13 protein-coding genes are annotated in these 15,180 nt (G+C 67.9%); 9 read left to right on the forward strand and 4 right to left on the reverse strand.

Features of this window, described 5'->3' with window-relative positions; genetic code table 11:
* Window positions 1-100 precede the first annotated feature (100 nt).
* Complete coding sequence (locus CNE_RS07060; protein ID WP_013956437.1) at window positions 101-541, forward strand: Hsp20/alpha crystallin family protein; 441 nt, start codon at window positions 101-103, stop codon at window positions 539-541.
* 15 nt (window positions 542-556) lie between these two features.
* Entirely contained in the window at window positions 557-982 is a 426-nt protein-coding gene (locus CNE_RS07065; RefSeq protein ID WP_013956438.1) for an Hsp20/alpha crystallin family protein, read from the forward strand.
* Window positions 983-1,179: 197 nt separating this feature from the next.
* Here the strand turns inward: CNE_RS07065 and CNE_RS07070 are convergent, their stop codons facing one another.
* Both CNE_RS07070 and CNE_RS07075 read right to left on the reverse strand, forming a co-directional pair.
* On the reverse strand, window positions 1,180-2,235 hold the full coding sequence (locus tag CNE_RS07070) for a bifunctional UDP-4-keto-pentose/UDP-xylose synthase (protein ID WP_013956439.1): 1,056 nt from the start codon (window positions 2,233-2,235) through the stop codon (window positions 1,180-1,182).
* 43 nt (window positions 2,236-2,278) lie between these two features.
* The gene (locus tag CNE_RS07075; RefSeq protein ID WP_013956440.1) at window positions 2,279-4,033 is read right to left on the reverse strand and encodes an ArnT family glycosyltransferase; all 1,755 of its coding nucleotides are present in this window, start codon (window positions 4,031-4,033) and stop codon (window positions 2,279-2,281) included.
* Between the two features lie 304 nt (window positions 4,034-4,337).
* Here CNE_RS07075 and CNE_RS07080 point away from each other — a divergent pair, with 304 nt between their 5' ends.
* Entirely contained in the window at window positions 4,338-5,009 is a 672-nt protein-coding gene (locus tag CNE_RS07080; RefSeq protein ID WP_013956441.1) for a response regulator, read from the forward strand.
* A complete protein-coding gene (locus CNE_RS07085; protein ID WP_013956442.1) occupies window positions 5,006-6,361 on the forward strand; it encodes an ATP-binding protein in 1,356 nt (451 codons plus the stop codon). Before CNE_RS07080 ends, CNE_RS07085 begins: the two co-directional genes overlap by 4 nt.
* Before the next feature lie 57 nt (window positions 6,362-6,418).
* On the opposite strand, the gene CNE_RS07090 is transcribed toward CNE_RS07085, so the two are convergent.
* A complete protein-coding gene (locus CNE_RS07090) occupies window positions 6,419-8,770 on the reverse strand; it encodes a Tex family protein (RefSeq protein ID WP_013956443.1) in 2,352 nt (783 codons plus the stop codon).
* A 169-nt stretch (window positions 8,771-8,939) separates the two neighbouring features.
* Here CNE_RS07090 and CNE_RS07095 point away from each other — a divergent pair, with 169 nt between their 5' ends.
* From CNE_RS07095 to CNE_RS07105, 3 genes are all read left to right on the forward strand, one after another.
* On the forward strand, window positions 8,940-9,731 hold the full coding sequence (locus tag CNE_RS07095) for a hypothetical protein (RefSeq protein ID WP_013956444.1): 792 nt from the start codon (window positions 8,940-8,942) through the stop codon (window positions 9,729-9,731).
* A gap of 34 nt (window positions 9,732-9,765) precedes the next feature.
* Window positions 9,766-9,969, forward strand: a complete 204-nt coding sequence (locus CNE_RS07100; protein ID WP_013956445.1) for a DUF465 domain-containing protein — start codon at window positions 9,766-9,768, stop codon at window positions 9,967-9,969.
* Between the two features lie 69 nt (window positions 9,970-10,038).
* On the forward strand, window positions 10,039-12,195 hold the full coding sequence (locus CNE_RS07105; RefSeq protein WP_041227876.1) for an ATP-dependent DNA helicase: 2,157 nt from the start codon (window positions 10,039-10,041) through the stop codon (window positions 12,193-12,195).
* Between the two features lie 80 nt (window positions 12,196-12,275).
* Here CNE_RS07105 and CNE_RS07110 read toward each other — a convergent pair whose 3' ends face one another.
* Window positions 12,276-13,106 carry an outer membrane protein assembly factor BamD gene (locus tag CNE_RS07110; RefSeq protein ID WP_013956447.1) on the reverse strand — a complete coding sequence of 277 codons (831 nt, stop codon included), beginning with the start codon at window positions 13,104-13,106 and terminating at the stop codon, window positions 12,276-12,278.
* A 17-nt stretch (window positions 13,107-13,123) separates the two neighbouring features.
* On the opposite strand from CNE_RS07110, the gene CNE_RS07115 reads away from it, so the two are divergent.
* Together CNE_RS07115 and pgeF are read left to right on the forward strand one after the other, a co-directional pair.
* Window positions 13,124-14,386, forward strand: coding sequence for an RluA family pseudouridine synthase (locus CNE_RS07115; protein ID WP_013956448.1), 1,263 nt, complete (start codon window positions 13,124-13,126; stop codon window positions 14,384-14,386).
* Window positions 14,370-15,173: a peptidoglycan editing factor PgeF gene (gene pgeF / locus CNE_RS07120; RefSeq protein WP_013956449.1), complete on the forward strand. Its 804-nt coding sequence runs from the start codon at window positions 14,370-14,372 to the stop codon at window positions 15,171-15,173. Before CNE_RS07115 ends, pgeF begins: the two co-directional genes overlap by 17 nt.
* The last annotated feature ends 7 nt before the right edge of the window (window positions 15,174-15,180 follow it).

Consider the following 15,180-nt stretch of genomic DNA (forward strand, 5'->3'; position numbering starts at 1 on the left):
CGCTGCGTGTTTTCCGTTGGTTTGCAGCGGCCTGGCAGGAGGCCAGGTGCACTACATCAGGGTCCTGCGCCTCCCCGCTGCATAGAAGGAGGATCTAACCATGAGTGACTTCTTTTTCGGGAACGACCCGTTCAGTGAATTCGACCGGATGCAACGGCAGATGGCGAATCTCTTCGGCGGGTTTTCAACCAGCCTGCGCTCCGGGCGTTTCGGGGCGTTCCCCCCGCTGAATATCGGCGCGACCGATGACTCGATCGAGATCGTGGTGTTCGCGCCCGGCATCAAGACGGACCAGCTCGAGGTATCGATCGACAAGGGCCTGCTGACCATCAGCGGCGAGCGTGCCCAGGTGCAGCCGGAGGGCGAAGCCGAGGTACGGCCCTATGCGCAGGAGCGCTTCTTCGGCAGCTTCCGCCGCGTGATCGAGTTGCCGCAGTCGGCCGATCCGGACAAGGTGCAGGCACGCTATACCAACGGCTGCCTCTCGATCAGCGTAGGCAAGCGCGAAGCGTCGCGTCCGCGCGCCATCACCGTCAGCTAACGTGAGGAGGACGCCATGAACGATTCGAAGCAGGTCGTCCAGCGCGACCAGAACACAAGCGGCCAAGGCGAGCGGGGCGCCGTCGCGCAACGCCGCGAGGAAATCCAGACCATGACGCTGGTGCCCGCGGTCGATATCTACGAAACCTCAGCAGGAGTCACGCTGTGGGCGGATCTGCCCGGCGTGCCGCGCGAGAACCTCGAGGTCAACGTCCACGACAGCAGCCTGCGCATCGAAGGCGAAGCCGTCGTGCCGACGCCCGCGAGCCTGCGCGTGCAGCATGCCGAGATTCGGCAGCCGCGCTATGCACGTACGTTTACGCTCAGCCCGGATCTTGACGCCTCGCGCATCGAGGCCAACTTGCAGGACGGCGTGCTGAAGCTGACGATCCCGCGCAGGGAAGAGGCGCGGCCGCGGCGGATTGAAGTGTCGGTCGGCTGAGGCCGCGGGTGTGCTCCCCTCTCCCGCTTGCGGGAGAGGGGCAGGGGGTGAGGGCAGGCACAGGCATACCGACACGCGTTACTTCGTCGATACACCTGGCCCTCACCCCAACCCTCTCCCGCAAGCGGGAGAGGGAGTACCCAAGCCAGAAGGAACGCCAGCAGGCTTCGGCATGCGGCTTGAGACTGCCTCCAGCCTCACCCCTGGTTCACCAACGTCCTTGCGTCCGTCACGTGCGTGCGATACGCCTCGAAGATGCGGCGCAGCGCCGCTTCCATGCTGATCCCGGGCTTCCAGCCCAGTTCTTCGATGGTGTTGTCGATCTTCGGCACGCGGTGCTGCACGTCCTGGTAGCCCTTGCCATAGAAGTCGCCCGAGGAGGTCTCGATGATCTGCGTCTTGCGCGCTTCGTCGGCGTATTCCGGATAGTCGGCGGCCATCTTCAGCATCATCTCGGCCAGCTCGCGCACCGAGTGGATATTGCCCGGGTTGCCGATGTTGTAGATCTTGCCGCTGGCCACGCCGTTGGGGTTCTCGATGATGCGCATCAGCGCGTCGATGCCGTCGGCGATATCGGCAAAGGCGCGCTGCTGGGCGCCGCCGTCGACCAGCTTGATCGGCTCGCCGCGCACGATATGGCCGAGGAACTGCGTCACCACGCGCGACGAGCCTTCCTTCGATTCGAAGATCGAATCCAGCCCGGCGCCGATCCAGTTGAACGGACGGAACAGGGTGTAGTTCAGGCCTTGCTCCATGCCGTAGGCGTGGATCACGCGGTCCATCAGCTGCTTGGAGCAGGCGTAGATCCAGCGCGGCTTGTTGATCGGGCCGTAGACCAGCGGCGAGGCCTCGGGGTCGAACTCTTCGTCGCTGCACATGCCGTAGACCTCGGAGGTCGACGGGAACACCAGGTGCTTGCCGTACTTGACCGCGGCGCGCACGATCGGCAGGTTGGCCTCGAAGTCCAGCTCGAACACGCGCAGCGGCTGGCGCACGTAGGTGGCCGGGGTGGCGATGGCCACCAGCGGCAGTACCACGTCGCACTTGCGGATGTTGTACTCGATCCACTCCTTGTTGATGGTGATGTCACCCTCGAAGAAGTGCATGCGCGGATGGTCGACGAGGTCGCCGAGGCGGTCCGACGACATGTCCATGCCGTAGACCTCCCACGGCGTGGTTTCCAGGATGCGGCGCGTCAGGTGGTGGCCGATGAAGCCGTTGACGCCGAGGATCAGTATTTTCTTGCCTTGCATTGCGTTTGACGATGGCATGGGAAAACGGAACTCGCTGGCGCGGCTAGCGCGCGCCAGCGATGGGGAAGTTGGCGACGGCCACGCGCCGCCAGTCGCGCGCGACCACATGCATCGGCACGCGTGCACTCAGCTCGGCAAAGGTCTGCGGCGACAGCAGCGCGACGGCGCGCGGACCGTGCAGCCAGGCATCGATGAAGGCATCGACGGTGGGCAGCCATTTCTGCGGCTCCTGTTCGGTGCCGAAGGTTAGTTCGTCGGCTCGCGCTACCATGGTGAGCGGATGGTGCAGGTAGAACGGCAGCGTATGGTCCAGCATGCCGACGCCATAGAGCGGCATGCCAGGCTCCAGTACGCGCGCGATCGGCGCCACCATGTCGATGCCCGACGCCGAGCGGCCGATGGTTTCGTGGCCGAGCAGGGCGGTGGAGAATGCCAGCAGCATCCCGAATGCATAGGCCGTAATACTGGCCATGGGCCCGTGCCGGCGCTGCAGCCACAGGCCCGCCACGGCGCTCAGCATCACCAGCGCGAACGCCAACGCCGCCCACACGGCATAGGCGCGGTACAGCGCGTTGGGCGTGTTGTTGGAATCGAGCGTGGCCACGTAGGGGCTGGCCAGCAGCCCGATCGCGCCGACGACCAGCATCGCCCGCAACTGTCGGCGCCAGGCACGCTCGCCGGTCTGCACCAGCGCCGCACCCGCCAGCATCCCAAGCGCCGGGAACACCGGCAGGATATAGCCGGGGAGCTTGGATCCGGACAGGCTGAAGAAGACGAAAATCGACGCGGCCCACAGCGCCGCCATCAGGGCAGGCTGGAACGGCCGCGAACTGCTTGCGTCGGCGACGCCGGCACGTTGCCGGACGGCGCGCACCATGCCGGGCACCAGCCCCAGCCATGGCAGGAAGCCACCGATCACCAGCGGCACGAAGTACCACAGCGCACCCTTGCGCGCATGCACGGTCGAGGTATAGCGCTGCCAGTGCTCGTGGATAAAGAAAAAGCGCAGGAATTCCGGGTTGCGCCGCGCCACCAGCCAGTACCACGGCACCGCTACCAGCAGCATCACCACGATGCCGGCCGGCACATGCAGCCTTCGCCACAGTGCCAGGTCGCGCGTCACGCAGGTGTAGCTCACCAGCACCAGGCCGGGCAGCGCCAGGCCGATCAGCCCCTTGGTCAGCACGGCCACGCCCATCGCGGCCCAGCACGCCAGCATCCAGTTGCGGCGCGCGGCGGGCGTTGTGCCCGGATGCTGGGCCACCAGCATGCACGCCAGCACGCAGGCCATGACGCCGGACAGCGTCATGTCCAGCGTATTGAAATGCGCGGCGACGTTCCACATCGGTGCGGACGCCAGCACCAGACCCGTCAACAGTCCGGCGCGCGCGCCGAACCAGCGTGCCGCGGCCAGCATCGACATGCCCAGCCCGGCCATGCCGGCCAGCGCCACGCACAGCCTTGCCTGCCATTCGCCGACGCCGAACAGCGCGTACGACAGTGCCGTCACCCACATATGGAAGGGCGGTTTCTCGAAGTACTTCAGCGCGTTGTAGCGGATGGTGACCCAGTCGCCGGTGCTCAGCATCTCACGCGCGATCTCGGCATAGCGGCCTTCGTCGGGGCCGAGCAGGTGGCGCACGCCCAGCGTGCCGAACCAGACCAGCGCGAACGCCAGCGCCACCAGCGCCACCGTCAGGGCGGGCATGCCGGCGATGCGTGCGGCATGGCCGGGGTCGCCGGCCCGGGCGGCGTCAAGCCTGCGCACTGCGGCAGAGCGATTGGGACGTTGAGGCATGGCAGGAACGTCGTGGCCTGGAGGCGGGTGTGACGGCAAGGGCGGCGGTGGCTTGGGTAGGGTGCTGAGGCGGCGCTGCGAGGCAGCGCGGCCCGGCGGCATGGCCATGACAACGCCGGCTGGAGGTGCGGCGTTGACTCAGGCTGGGTCCTGGCGCGGAGAGAGCGAGAATAATGGGCAAACCTTAATGGCAGATTAAGCGGGCGCGCACATAATGGCCACGATGCGTTCCAGGCACGATGCCGCACGCACTCTTGTGACTGGTGGATAACACCGGAAGGATAAACGAACCCAGCCCGGAAGAATGAGAATCCTGATCGTTGAAGACGCCCCGATGCTGGGCGACGGGCTTCGCCGCGGCCTGCAACTGCTGGACTATGCGGTCGACTGGTTCAGCACCGGCGCTGAAGCCGACCATGCACTCGGCGTGGTCCACTACGATGCCGTGGTGCTGGACCTGGGCCTGCCAGGGGAAGACGGCATGTCGCTGCTCGCGCGCTGGCGTGCGCGCGGCTGCCGCATCCCGGTGATTGTGCTGACCGCGCGCGATGCGATCGACAGCCGCATCGGCGGCCTTGACGCCGGCGCCGACGACTACCTGGTCAAGCCGATCGCGCTCGATGAGCTGGCGGCACGGCTGCGTGCCGTCACCCGCCGCGCCGCGGGCCTGTCGTCGCCAGTGTGGAAGCACGGCGCGCTGGAATTCCACCCGGCCGCGCGCCAGGCGTACTGGCAGGGCCAGCCGGTGGAACTGACCAGCCGCGAAGCCATGTTGCTGGAGCTGCTGCTGGCGCACCCCAACCGGCTGCTGACGCGCGACTTCCTGCGCGACAAGCTTTATGACTGGCAGGGCGGCATCGAGAGCAACGCACTGGAGGTGCATATCCACCACCTGCGCCGCAAGATTCATCCGAAGATCGTGCGCACCTTCCGCGGCGCGGGCTACACGCTGGGCGCGGCGGAGGATTGCATATGACGTTGCAGCGCCGGCTCATCTTTGCGGTGCTGATCGCCGCGCCGGTGGTGTGGCTGCTGACCATCGGCCTGACCTACGTGCGGGCCCGGCATGAGATCAATGAGCTCTATGACACTGACATGGTGCGCATGGCGCTGCAGATGCATTCGGTGGTCCCGCTGGTCGATGTCGCCGCTGAGCCGTCGCGCACGCGGCTGCCGCAGCTGGTGGAAGGTGACCAGGGCGACGCCGGGCTGGGCGATTTGGCCATCGCGGCGTGGCTGCCGGACGGCAAGTCGCTGCATATCGATCCCGAGGGCGACCTGCTGCCACGCGCCCCCGGCGTCAAGGGCTTTACCGAGATCACCATCAACAAGAAGGCCTGGCGGCTCTACTACCTCGACGACCCCGACACCGGCTGGCGTGTCTGTGTCGGCCAGCAGATCGGCGAGCGCAACGAGCTGATCCTGTCCTATATCGCCGCGCAGGTGTTGCCGTGGGCCGCGGGGCTGCCGGTGCTGATCGGGCTGCTGATCTGGTTCATGCGGCGCGCGCTGGCGCCGGTGCGGGCGCTGTCCTCGGACATCGAAGGGCGCGCCCCGGAGGACCGCCGACCGCTCAGCCTCAAGGCCGTGCCCGGTGAACTGGTGCCGCTGGTGCATGCGATGAACCGGCTGCTGGCGCGCGTATCGGATTCAATCGAACACGAACGGCGCCTGACCGCCGATGCGGCGCACGAGATGCGCACGCCGCTGGCCGCGCTCAAGGCGCAGTGGGAGATAGCCGAGCGCTCGCCTGACGCCGACGAACGCGCGCAGGCGCGCGCCAATGTGGCATCCGGCATCGACCGCATCGGCCGGCTGGTGTCGCAGCTGCTGACACTGAGCCGGCTGGAGGATGCCTCGGCGCCGCCTTCGCGCCAGCCTGTCAACTGGCTGCCCGTGGCGCAGCAGGCGCTGTCCGACTGCCTGGGCCTGGCCCAGCAGAAACAGGTCGACGTCGAGCTGGAATGGCCGGCCCAGGGCCATCCCCCATTGCCGGTGGCGGGCGACACCAGCCTGCTGTCGCTGATGCTGCGCAACCTGCTCGACAACGCCATCCGCTACAGTCCGCCCGGTGCGCTGGTGACGGTCGATTTCCAGCCTGACGGCATCACCGTGCGCGACCAGGGGCCGGGCGTGGCGCCGGACGTGCTGGCACGGCTGGGAGACCGCTTTTTCCGCGGCGGCAGCGGGCAGCGCGAGCAGGGGCACGGCCTTGGCATTTCCATCGCGCGGCGCGTGGCGCGGCTGCATGGGCTGGAAATTGCGTTTGCCAACCGCTCGGATGGGGCCGGGAAGGGCCTGGCCGTGCGGATCGGGCGCGGCGGCTGAAAGCGAAAACGCCCCGCACGGCTTCCCGTGCGGGGCGTCTTGCCATGCGCTTGCGGCTTAGCGCTTGAGCTTGGCGAAGGCCGCGGCCATCGCGCCCGCCGGTTCCTGCTCGCGGCGGCCGCCACCGAAGCCCTTGCCACCATTGCGCTGGGCGCCGCGATCGCCACGGTCGCCGCCGGCACGCGCCGCGGCCTGGCCGGGCTCGTCGTCCAGGCGCATCGACAGGCCGATGCGGTTGCGCTTGACGTCGACCTCCATCACCTTGACCTTGACCACCTGGCCAGCCTTGACCACCTCGTGTGCGTCCTTGACGAACTTGTTCGACAACGCCGAGATATGGACCAGGCCGTCCTGGTGCACGCCGATATCGACAAACGCACCGAAGGCTGCCACGTTGGTGACCACGCCTTCCAGCACCATGCCGGGCTGCAGGTCCTTCACGTCTTCCACACCTTCCTGGAAGGTCGCGGTCTTGAACTCGGGGCGCGGGTCGCGGCCCGGCTTTTCCAGTTCGGTCAGGATGTCGCGCACGGTCGGCAGGCCGAAGGAGTCGTCGGTGAACTGCGTCGGCGACAGGCCGCGCAGCGCGTCGCGGTTGCCCATCACATCGCGCAGGCCCTTCTTGACGTGTTCCAGGATGCGCTGCACCACCGGATACGCTTCCGGGTGCACCGAGGAGCGGTCCAGCGGATTGTCGCCGTCGTTGATGCGCAGGAAGCCGGCCGCCTGCTCGAAGGTCTTGTCGCCCAGGCGCGGCACCTGCTTCAGCGCGTTGCGGTTGGGGAAGGCGCCATTGGCGTCGCGGAACTCGACGATATTGCGCGCCAGCACCGTGTTCAGGCCCGACACGCGCGCCAGCAGCGGCGCCGAGGCGGTGTTGACGTCCACGCCCACGGCGTTGACGCAGTCTTCGACCACGGCGTCCAGCGCCCGCGCCAGCTCGCGCTGGTTGACGTCATGCTGGTACTGGCCCACGCCGATCGACTTGGGATCGATCTTGACCAGTTCCGCCAGCGGATCCTGCAGCCGGCGGGCAATCGACACCGCGCCGCGCAGCGACACATCCAGGTCCGGGAATTCCTTGGCTGCCAGCTCCGACGCCGAATACACCGAAGCGCCGGCCTCGCTGACCACGATCTTGGTCAGCTTCAGCTCGGGCATCTGCTTCATCAGGTCCTGCACCAGCTTGTCGGTTTCGCGGCTGGCGGTGCCGTTGCCGATCGACACCAGCGCCACATTGTGCTGTTTTGCCAGGCGCGCCAGCGTGGCGAGCGAGCCGTTCCAGTCGCGGCGCGGCTCGTGCGGGTAGATGGTGGCGGTGTCCAGCAGCTTGCCGGTGCTGTCCACCACGGCGATCTTGCAGCCGGTGCGGATGCCCGGGTCGACGCCCATCACGGACTTGGGCCCGGCTGGCGCGGCCAGCAGCAGCTCATGCAGGTTGCGGCCGAACACCTTGATGGCTTCGTTCTCCGCGGTTTCGCGCAGCTGCGTCAGCAGTTCGGTTTCCAGGTGGGGCTGCACCTTGACGCGCCAGCACCAGCGGCATACGTCGCCCAGCCACTTGTCGGCCGGGCGGCCCAGGTTCTGGACGCCGACATGGCGCGCGATCATGCCTTCGCACGGGTGCGGCACCATCGCGTCCTGTTCTTCGCCCAGGCCCAGCTTGACCATCAGCACGCCCGCGTTGCGGCCGCGGAACAGCGCCAGCGCGCGGTGCGACGGCACGGTGCGGATGGTCTCGCTGTAGCTGTAGTAGTCGCGGAACTTCTCTTCCTCGGCGGTTTCCTTGCCTTCCATCACGGTGGAGGCCACCACGCCGTTGTTCCACAGGTGCTCGCGCAGCTTGCCCAGCAGTTCCGCGGTCTCGCCGAACTGCTCGGACAGGATGTCGCGCGCGCCGTCCAGCGCGGCCTTGACATCCGGCACGCCGCCGTCGGCGGTGGGGTTGCCATTGACGTACTTGGCGGCCTCGCCCTGCGGATCCAGCGTGGGATCGGCCAGCAGCGCCTGCGCCAGCGGCTCCAGCCCGCATTCGCGCGCGATCTGGGCGCGGGTGCGGCGCTTGGGCTTGTAGGGCAGGTAGAGGTCTTCGAGCGTCTGCTTGGTTTCGGCGGCCTCGATGGCGGCCTGGAGCTCGGGCGTGAGCTTGCCTTGCTCCTGGATCGACGCGAGGATGGCCGCGCGGCGGTCTTCCATGTCGCGCAGGTAGAGCAGGCGCTCTTCCAGGTTGCGCAGCTGCGTGTCATCCAGGTTGCCGGTCACTTCCTTGCGGTAGCGGGCGATGAAGGGCACGGTGGCGCCTTCGTCGAGCAGCGCCACGGCCGCGGCCACCTGGCGGGGCTGCACGGACAGTTCAGCCGCGATGAGCGAGACAATCTTTTGCGAGACGGATGCGGGCAGGTTGGACATCGGAGAGCGCAGCGAAAAACGCAGTCAGTCGAAAGCGGGGCATTTTGCCACAAGCGCGGGAGGTATCCGCCGGGGCGCGCTGTGGGTGCGGGGCGGGCGGCGTCCCGCGCACGTCCGGAACGGGACGGCGGGGCAGGCCGGTGCCCGGCCCGGATGCTAGAATCCGGTCATGATCGTCAAGTCCCGCCCGGCCGCCGCCAAGGCCACCATCCTGGCCATGCCAACCTTCGCCAACGTGCCTGAAACTTCCCTGTTCCGCTTCGGCCGCCTGGCTGCACTGGCCCTGGCTGCATGCGCCGTGCTGATGCCGCTGCGCGAGGCGCGCGCCCAGGCTTCCGCGCCCGCCGCGCCGCCCGCCGCCAACGGCCAGCGCGACTTTGCCGCCGAACGCAAGGCCGTCGAGGATTCGCGCGCCTGGACCAACTACCGCTTTGCCGCCGCCGAACGTGAGTGCTACGGCAAGTTCTTCGTCAACCACTGCATCAACAACGCCAAGGAAGTCCAGCGCGAGGAGCTGCAGGTGCTGCGCAAGCGCGAACTTGAGGTAGGCGAGGCCGAACGCGCCCACCGCGCCGCCGAGCGCGACCGCGAACAGGCGCTGCGCAACGCCGAGTTCGAGGCCAGCCAGCCGAAGCGCTCGGCCAGTGAACAGTCCAGCCGCGAGGCCTTCCAGAAGAAGCAGCAGGAACAGCAACTGCGCGAGGCGCAGCGCCAGGGCGAGGCGCCGCAGCGTGCCGCCAACGCGCAGGCGTACGAAAAGAAGCAGTCTGACTTCGATGCCCGCATGAAGGAGGCCCAGCAGAAGGGCGCCGAGCAGGCCCGCCAGCGGCAGGAGAACGTCAAGACGTACGAGGCCAAGCAGCGCGACCTCGAACAGCGCCAGAAGGAACTGGAAGAGCGCCGCGCCAAGGCGAAGGAGCAACAGGGCCAGGCGTCGGCGCCGCGCCCGTTCGGCTTCTGAGGCCCGGTACCGTGACAGCGCAGCGGAGGCATAGATGGACAGCAATCTGAACACCCTGGAGCGGCGCATCATGGAGTTGCAGATCGAGCACCGCGACCTGGATTTCCTGATCGACCGGCTTGCCAGCGACGCCGTCCATGATGAACTGCAGCTGCGCCGGCTGAAGAAGCGCCGCCTCAAGCTGAAGGACGCCATCACGCTGCTGCAGCTGCAGCTCGAACCCGACGTGCCGGCCTGAGCGCATCCGCGCCAGGCTGGCCGATTGCCACCGGCCCTGTCCGGCGGCCCATACAACATCCCCCCTCCCTTGTCCGATCTTCCAGATTCCCCTGAGTCGTCCGAAGCCGTCAGCCTGACCGACGCCGGGTCGCCCGTGCCTGCCGCGCCCGCCGACGTCGGCGCCAGCCGCGGCGCTGAACTGGCCACCATCTTTGCCGATACCGGCACGCTGGCCCAGGCCATTCCCGGCTACCGGCCACGCGCCTCGCAGCACAAGATGGCCGAGGCCGTCGCCGACGCGATCGCGCAGAACGATTCCGTCATCGTCGAGGCGGGCACCGGCACCGGCAAGACCTACGCCTACCTGGTGCCGGCGATGCTGTGGGGCGGCAAGGTGATCCTGTCGACCGGCACCAAGAACCTGCAGGACCAGCTGTTCCTGCGCGATATCCCCACCGTGCGCCATGCGCTGAACGTGCCGGTCTCGGTGGCGCTGCTCAAGGGCCGCGCCAACTACGTCTGCCACTACCACCTGGAACGCGCGCAGGCCAACGGGCGCCTGGCGTCGCGCCAGGATGCGGCATGGCTGCGCGACATCGGCCGCTTCGTCAAGGAAACCTCCACCGGCGACAAGGCCGAGCTGGCGTCCGTGCCCGAGAACGCGCCGGTATGGCAGATGGTGACCTCCACGCGCGACAACTGCCTGGGATCGGAATGCCCGCATTACAAGGAATGCTTTGTGATGCGCGCGCGCAAGGAAGCGCAGCAGGCCGACGTGGTGGTGGTCAACCATCACCTGTTCTTTGCCGACGTGGTGCTGCGCGACACCGGCATGGCGGAACTGCTGCCGGCGGCCAACACCGTGATCTTCGACGAGGCCCACCAGCTGCCCGAGACCGCCACGCTGTTCTTCGGCGAGACGCTTTCCACCAGCCAGCTGCTGGAAATCGCCCGCGATGCCGTGGCCGAAGGCCTGTCGCATGCACGCGATGCGGTGGACTGGGTCGCGCTGGCCGCGCCGCTGGAGCGCGCCGCGCGCGACCTGCGCCTGGCCTTCAGCAAGGACAATGCGCGGCTGGCGCTGGGCCAGATCGAGGCCGACCGCCGTATCGCCGAGCCTTTCAACGAGACGCTCGATGCGCTGGACGAGGCGTTGTCAGACTTCGTCGAGATGCTCGAAAGCCAGGCCGAGCGTGCCGAATCGCTGCAGCAATGCCACCGCCGCGCGCTGGAGCTGGCCAACAAGCTGGCCGCGTGGCGCGCCGATGCCGCGCCCGTGCCGGCACCGCAGCAGACGGAAGGCGAGGGAGAAGCAGCCCCGGCGGTGCCCGCGGGGGCTGAAACCGTGCGCTGGGTCGAGGTGTTCTCGCATACCGTGCAGCTGCACCGCACGCCGTTGTCGATCGCGCCGATCTTCACGCGCCAGCGCGACGGCCAGCCGCGCGCCTGGGTCTTCACCTCGGCCACGCTGTCGGTGAAAGGCAACTTCACCCACTACGCCGCGCAGTTGGGGCTCGACAAGGACCGCTCGCTGACGCTGCCCAGCCCGTTCGATTACGCGAAGCAGGCGCTGCTCTACGTGCCGCGCGACATGCCGGCGCCGCAGTCGCCGCAGTTCACCGACGCGGTGGTGCAGGCGGCATTGCCGCTGATCGAGGCCGCCGGCGGGCGCACCTTCCTGCTGTGCACCACGCTGCGCGCCGTGCAGCGTGCCTCGGACCTGCTTTATGACGCGTTCGCCGAGCGCGGCCTGAACCTGCCGCTGCTGGTGCAGGGCCAGGCCAGCCGCACCGAGTTGCTGGACCGCTTCCGCGAACTGGGCAATGCGGTGCTGGTCGGCAGCCAGAGCTTCTGGGAAGGCGTGGATGTGCGCGGCGAGGCGCTGTCGCTGGTGATCATCGACAAGCTGCCGTTCGCGCCGCCCGACGACCCGGTGCTGGCCGCGCGCATGGAAGTGCTGCAGAAGAAGGGCCTGAGCCCGTTTGCCGTGCACCAGCTGCCGCATGCGGTGATCACGCTCAAGCAGGGGGCGGGGCGGCTGATCCGTTCGGAGTCTGACCGCGGCGTACTGGCGATCTTCGATACGCGGCTGGTCGAGAAGCCCTATGGCCGGCAGATCTGGCAAAGCCTGCCGCCGTTCACGCGCACGCGTGAGGCAGCGACGGTGGTGCGGTTCCTGGAGTCGCTGCGCAGTCCTGGCAAGGAAGCTGAGGCGGAGCCCGCAGGGGAAGCGGCAGCGGACTGAACGCTGCGGGTGCCGGAAAAAGAAAAACGGGACGTATCGGAGGATACGTCCCGTTTTTTATGGCCGCTGGCCAGCCGGCGTCAGAACACTTCCCACCAGGCCTTGTCCTTGCGGCGCGCGCCGTACTTGATGAAGTCGCTCTCGGGGAAGTTGCGCTCCATCACGCGCGCGGTGTCGTCGCGCAGGTCCTTCATGCCCATCGCGTCATACGAGCGGATCATGATGTACAGGGCCTCTTCGTTGGCCGGCGCGCCATCGTAGTCCTTCAGTGACTGCTGGGCACGGTTGACGGCGGCAAGGTAGGCGCCGCGCCGGTAGTAGTAGCGCGCGGCATGCACTTCATGCTGGGCCAGCGAGTTGACGATGTACTGCATGCGCAGCGTCGCGTCGGGGGTGTACTTGCTTTCCGGGTAGCGGGTGATCAGCGTATGGAAGGCGTCGTACGCGGCGCGGGCGGCCTTGGGATCGCGCTCGCTCAGGTCCTGGCCCGAGAATCGGCCCAGCCAGCCCAGGTTGTCGTTGAAGTTGATCAGGCCCTTGAGATAGTAGGCGTAATCGATATTGGGATGATTCGGGTGCAGCTGGATGAAGCGGTCCACCGCGGCCAGGGCTGCTGCCGTTTCACCATCCTTGTAGCTGGCGTAGGCGGTATCGATCTGGGCCTGCTGCGCATAGCGGCCAAACGGATAGCGGCCTTCGAGCTTTTCATACAGCTTGACGGCACGCGTGTAGTCGCCGCCATCCAGCGCATCCTTGGCTTCCGAATATAATTTGTTGGCCGACCAGCCTGCGGTCTCGTCGGGTTGGTCCGCCAGCAGGCCGCATGCAGACAGCATGACGCAGCCGCCTGCGAGCAGAACCGCTCCAATTGTCGTGCGCCAGCGCGCGCGTTTCATGCTCTGCAATTGCATGGGCAATCGTATCCCGGATGAAGAAAAATAGCGTCAAGCATTATAGCCCAAGCCCCCAGCCCCACCCCGAAGCCGGAGGTGGCGTGGGAGGACTTCCACCAGAACGGGTGCGCGCAGCCGCGTCCGTGGCCGATTTCGAGGCACATCCCGAGGAATTTGAAGACCTTGCCGAAGCGCCGACCGGCAGCGGCGCGCCAGCTGCCGAGCCGGCCGTGACCCTGACGCTGGAGGTGGACAGCGCCTCACATGGCCAGCGGCTCGATAAATTGCTCGCGCGGCACTTCAGCGAGTTTTCACGCAGCCGCCTGCAACAGTGGATCGAAAGCGGCGCGGTGCGCGTCGACGGCCAGGTGCGCCGGCCGCGCGACGCGGTGCAGATGGGCAACCGCATCGAGATCCAGCCGCAGGCCGCGCCGGAATCGTCAGCTTTCTCGCCCGAGGACGTGCCGCTGGACGTGGTCTATGAAGACGACACCCTGCTGGTGATCAACAAGCCCGCCGGGCTGGTGGTACACCCGGCTGCCGGCAACTGGAGCGGCACCGTGCTCAACGGGTTGCTGCACCGCGACCCCGCCGCCACGTCGCTGCCGCGCGCGGGCATCGTGCACCGGCTCGACAAGGAAACCTCCGGGCTGATGGTGGTGGCGCGCTCGCTGACCGCGCAGACCGACCTGGTGCGCCAGCTGCAGGCGCGCACGGTCAAGCGCACCTATATCGCGCTGGTGTGGGGCCGCACCTATGACGAGGGCACCATCGACGCGCCCATCGGCCGCGACCCGCGCGAGCGCACGCGCATGGCGGTCGTGCATACCGCCAGCGGCAAGCCGTCGCGCACGCATTTCCGCACGCTGGCCACGGTGCCGCTGGGGCGGGGCTTTGTGTCGATGGTGATGTGCAAGCTGGAGACTGGCCGCACGCACCAGATCCGCGTGCATTTCGAATCGATCGGCCATCCGCTGGTGGGCGACCCGGTCTACTTCCGCGCCACGCAGCGCGGGCAGCGCCCGGCGGTACGCGCGCCGCTGCCGGTGCCGTATGAGCGCCAGGCACTGCATGCGTACCAGCTCGGCCTGGTGCATCCGGCCACCGGCAAGCGCATGTCGTGGACCGCGCAGCCTCCGGAAGACCTGCAGGCGTTGATCGATGCGCTGGATTTTGAAAGCGCGCAGGCCGACGAGGAAGAAGAAGCCTGGGACGAAGTCTGGGAAGGCGGCGAGGCCCACTGGGAATATGCCGGCGATGACGAAGACGGTGACGATGACGATGAGCGCAGCGCCTGATCCCGCCTGGCTGGTCCCTGACTGGCCCGCGCCGGCGCGTGTGTGCGCGCTATCCACGACGCGCCAGGGCGGCGTCAGCAAGGGCCCGTACGGGCTTGCCGGCGGCGCCCCGGGCGGCCTGAACCTGGGCACCCACGTCGGCGACGATGCCGCGGACGTGGCGCGCAACCGTGCGCGGCTGGCTGCGTGCCTGCCGTCGATGCCGCAGTGGCTGGAGCAGGTGCATGGCTGCGCGGTGGCGACGGTCGATCATGTCGCGGCCCCGAGCGCGCCCGTGCCCCAGGCCGACGCGAGCCTGGCGTTGGCATCCGGCCACGTCTGCGCCGTGATGACGGCGGATTGCCTGCCGGTGCTGCTGTGCGATGCGCAGGGGACGGTGGTGGGCGCCGCGCATGCGGGCTGGCGCGGCCTGTGCAGCGGCGTGATCGAAGCCACGCTGTCACGGATGCAGGCCGCCGCCGGTGCTGGCGCCCCGCGCTGGCTGGCGTGGCTGGGCCCGGCCATCGGCCCCGATGCGTTCGAGGTGGGTGCGGAAGTGCGCGATGCTTTCCTGGCGCAGGCACGCGCCGATGAACAGGCCGCGGTTGCCGCAGCCTTCCGCGCTGGCGCACCGGGCAAGTACCTTGCCGACATCTATGCGCTGGCGCGCACGCGCCTGGCGCGCGCCGGCTGCACCGAGGTCTACGGCGGCGACGCCTGTACCGTGGGCGAAGCCGGTCGCTTCTACTCCTATCGGCGCGACGGCGTGACCGGCCGCATGGCCAGCCTGGTCTGGCTGGCGGACTGAGCCGGCC

The sequence above is a fragment of the Cupriavidus necator N-1 genome, assembly GCF_000219215.1.
Lineage (GTDB): Bacteria > Pseudomonadota > Gammaproteobacteria > Burkholderiales > Burkholderiaceae > Cupriavidus > Cupriavidus necator.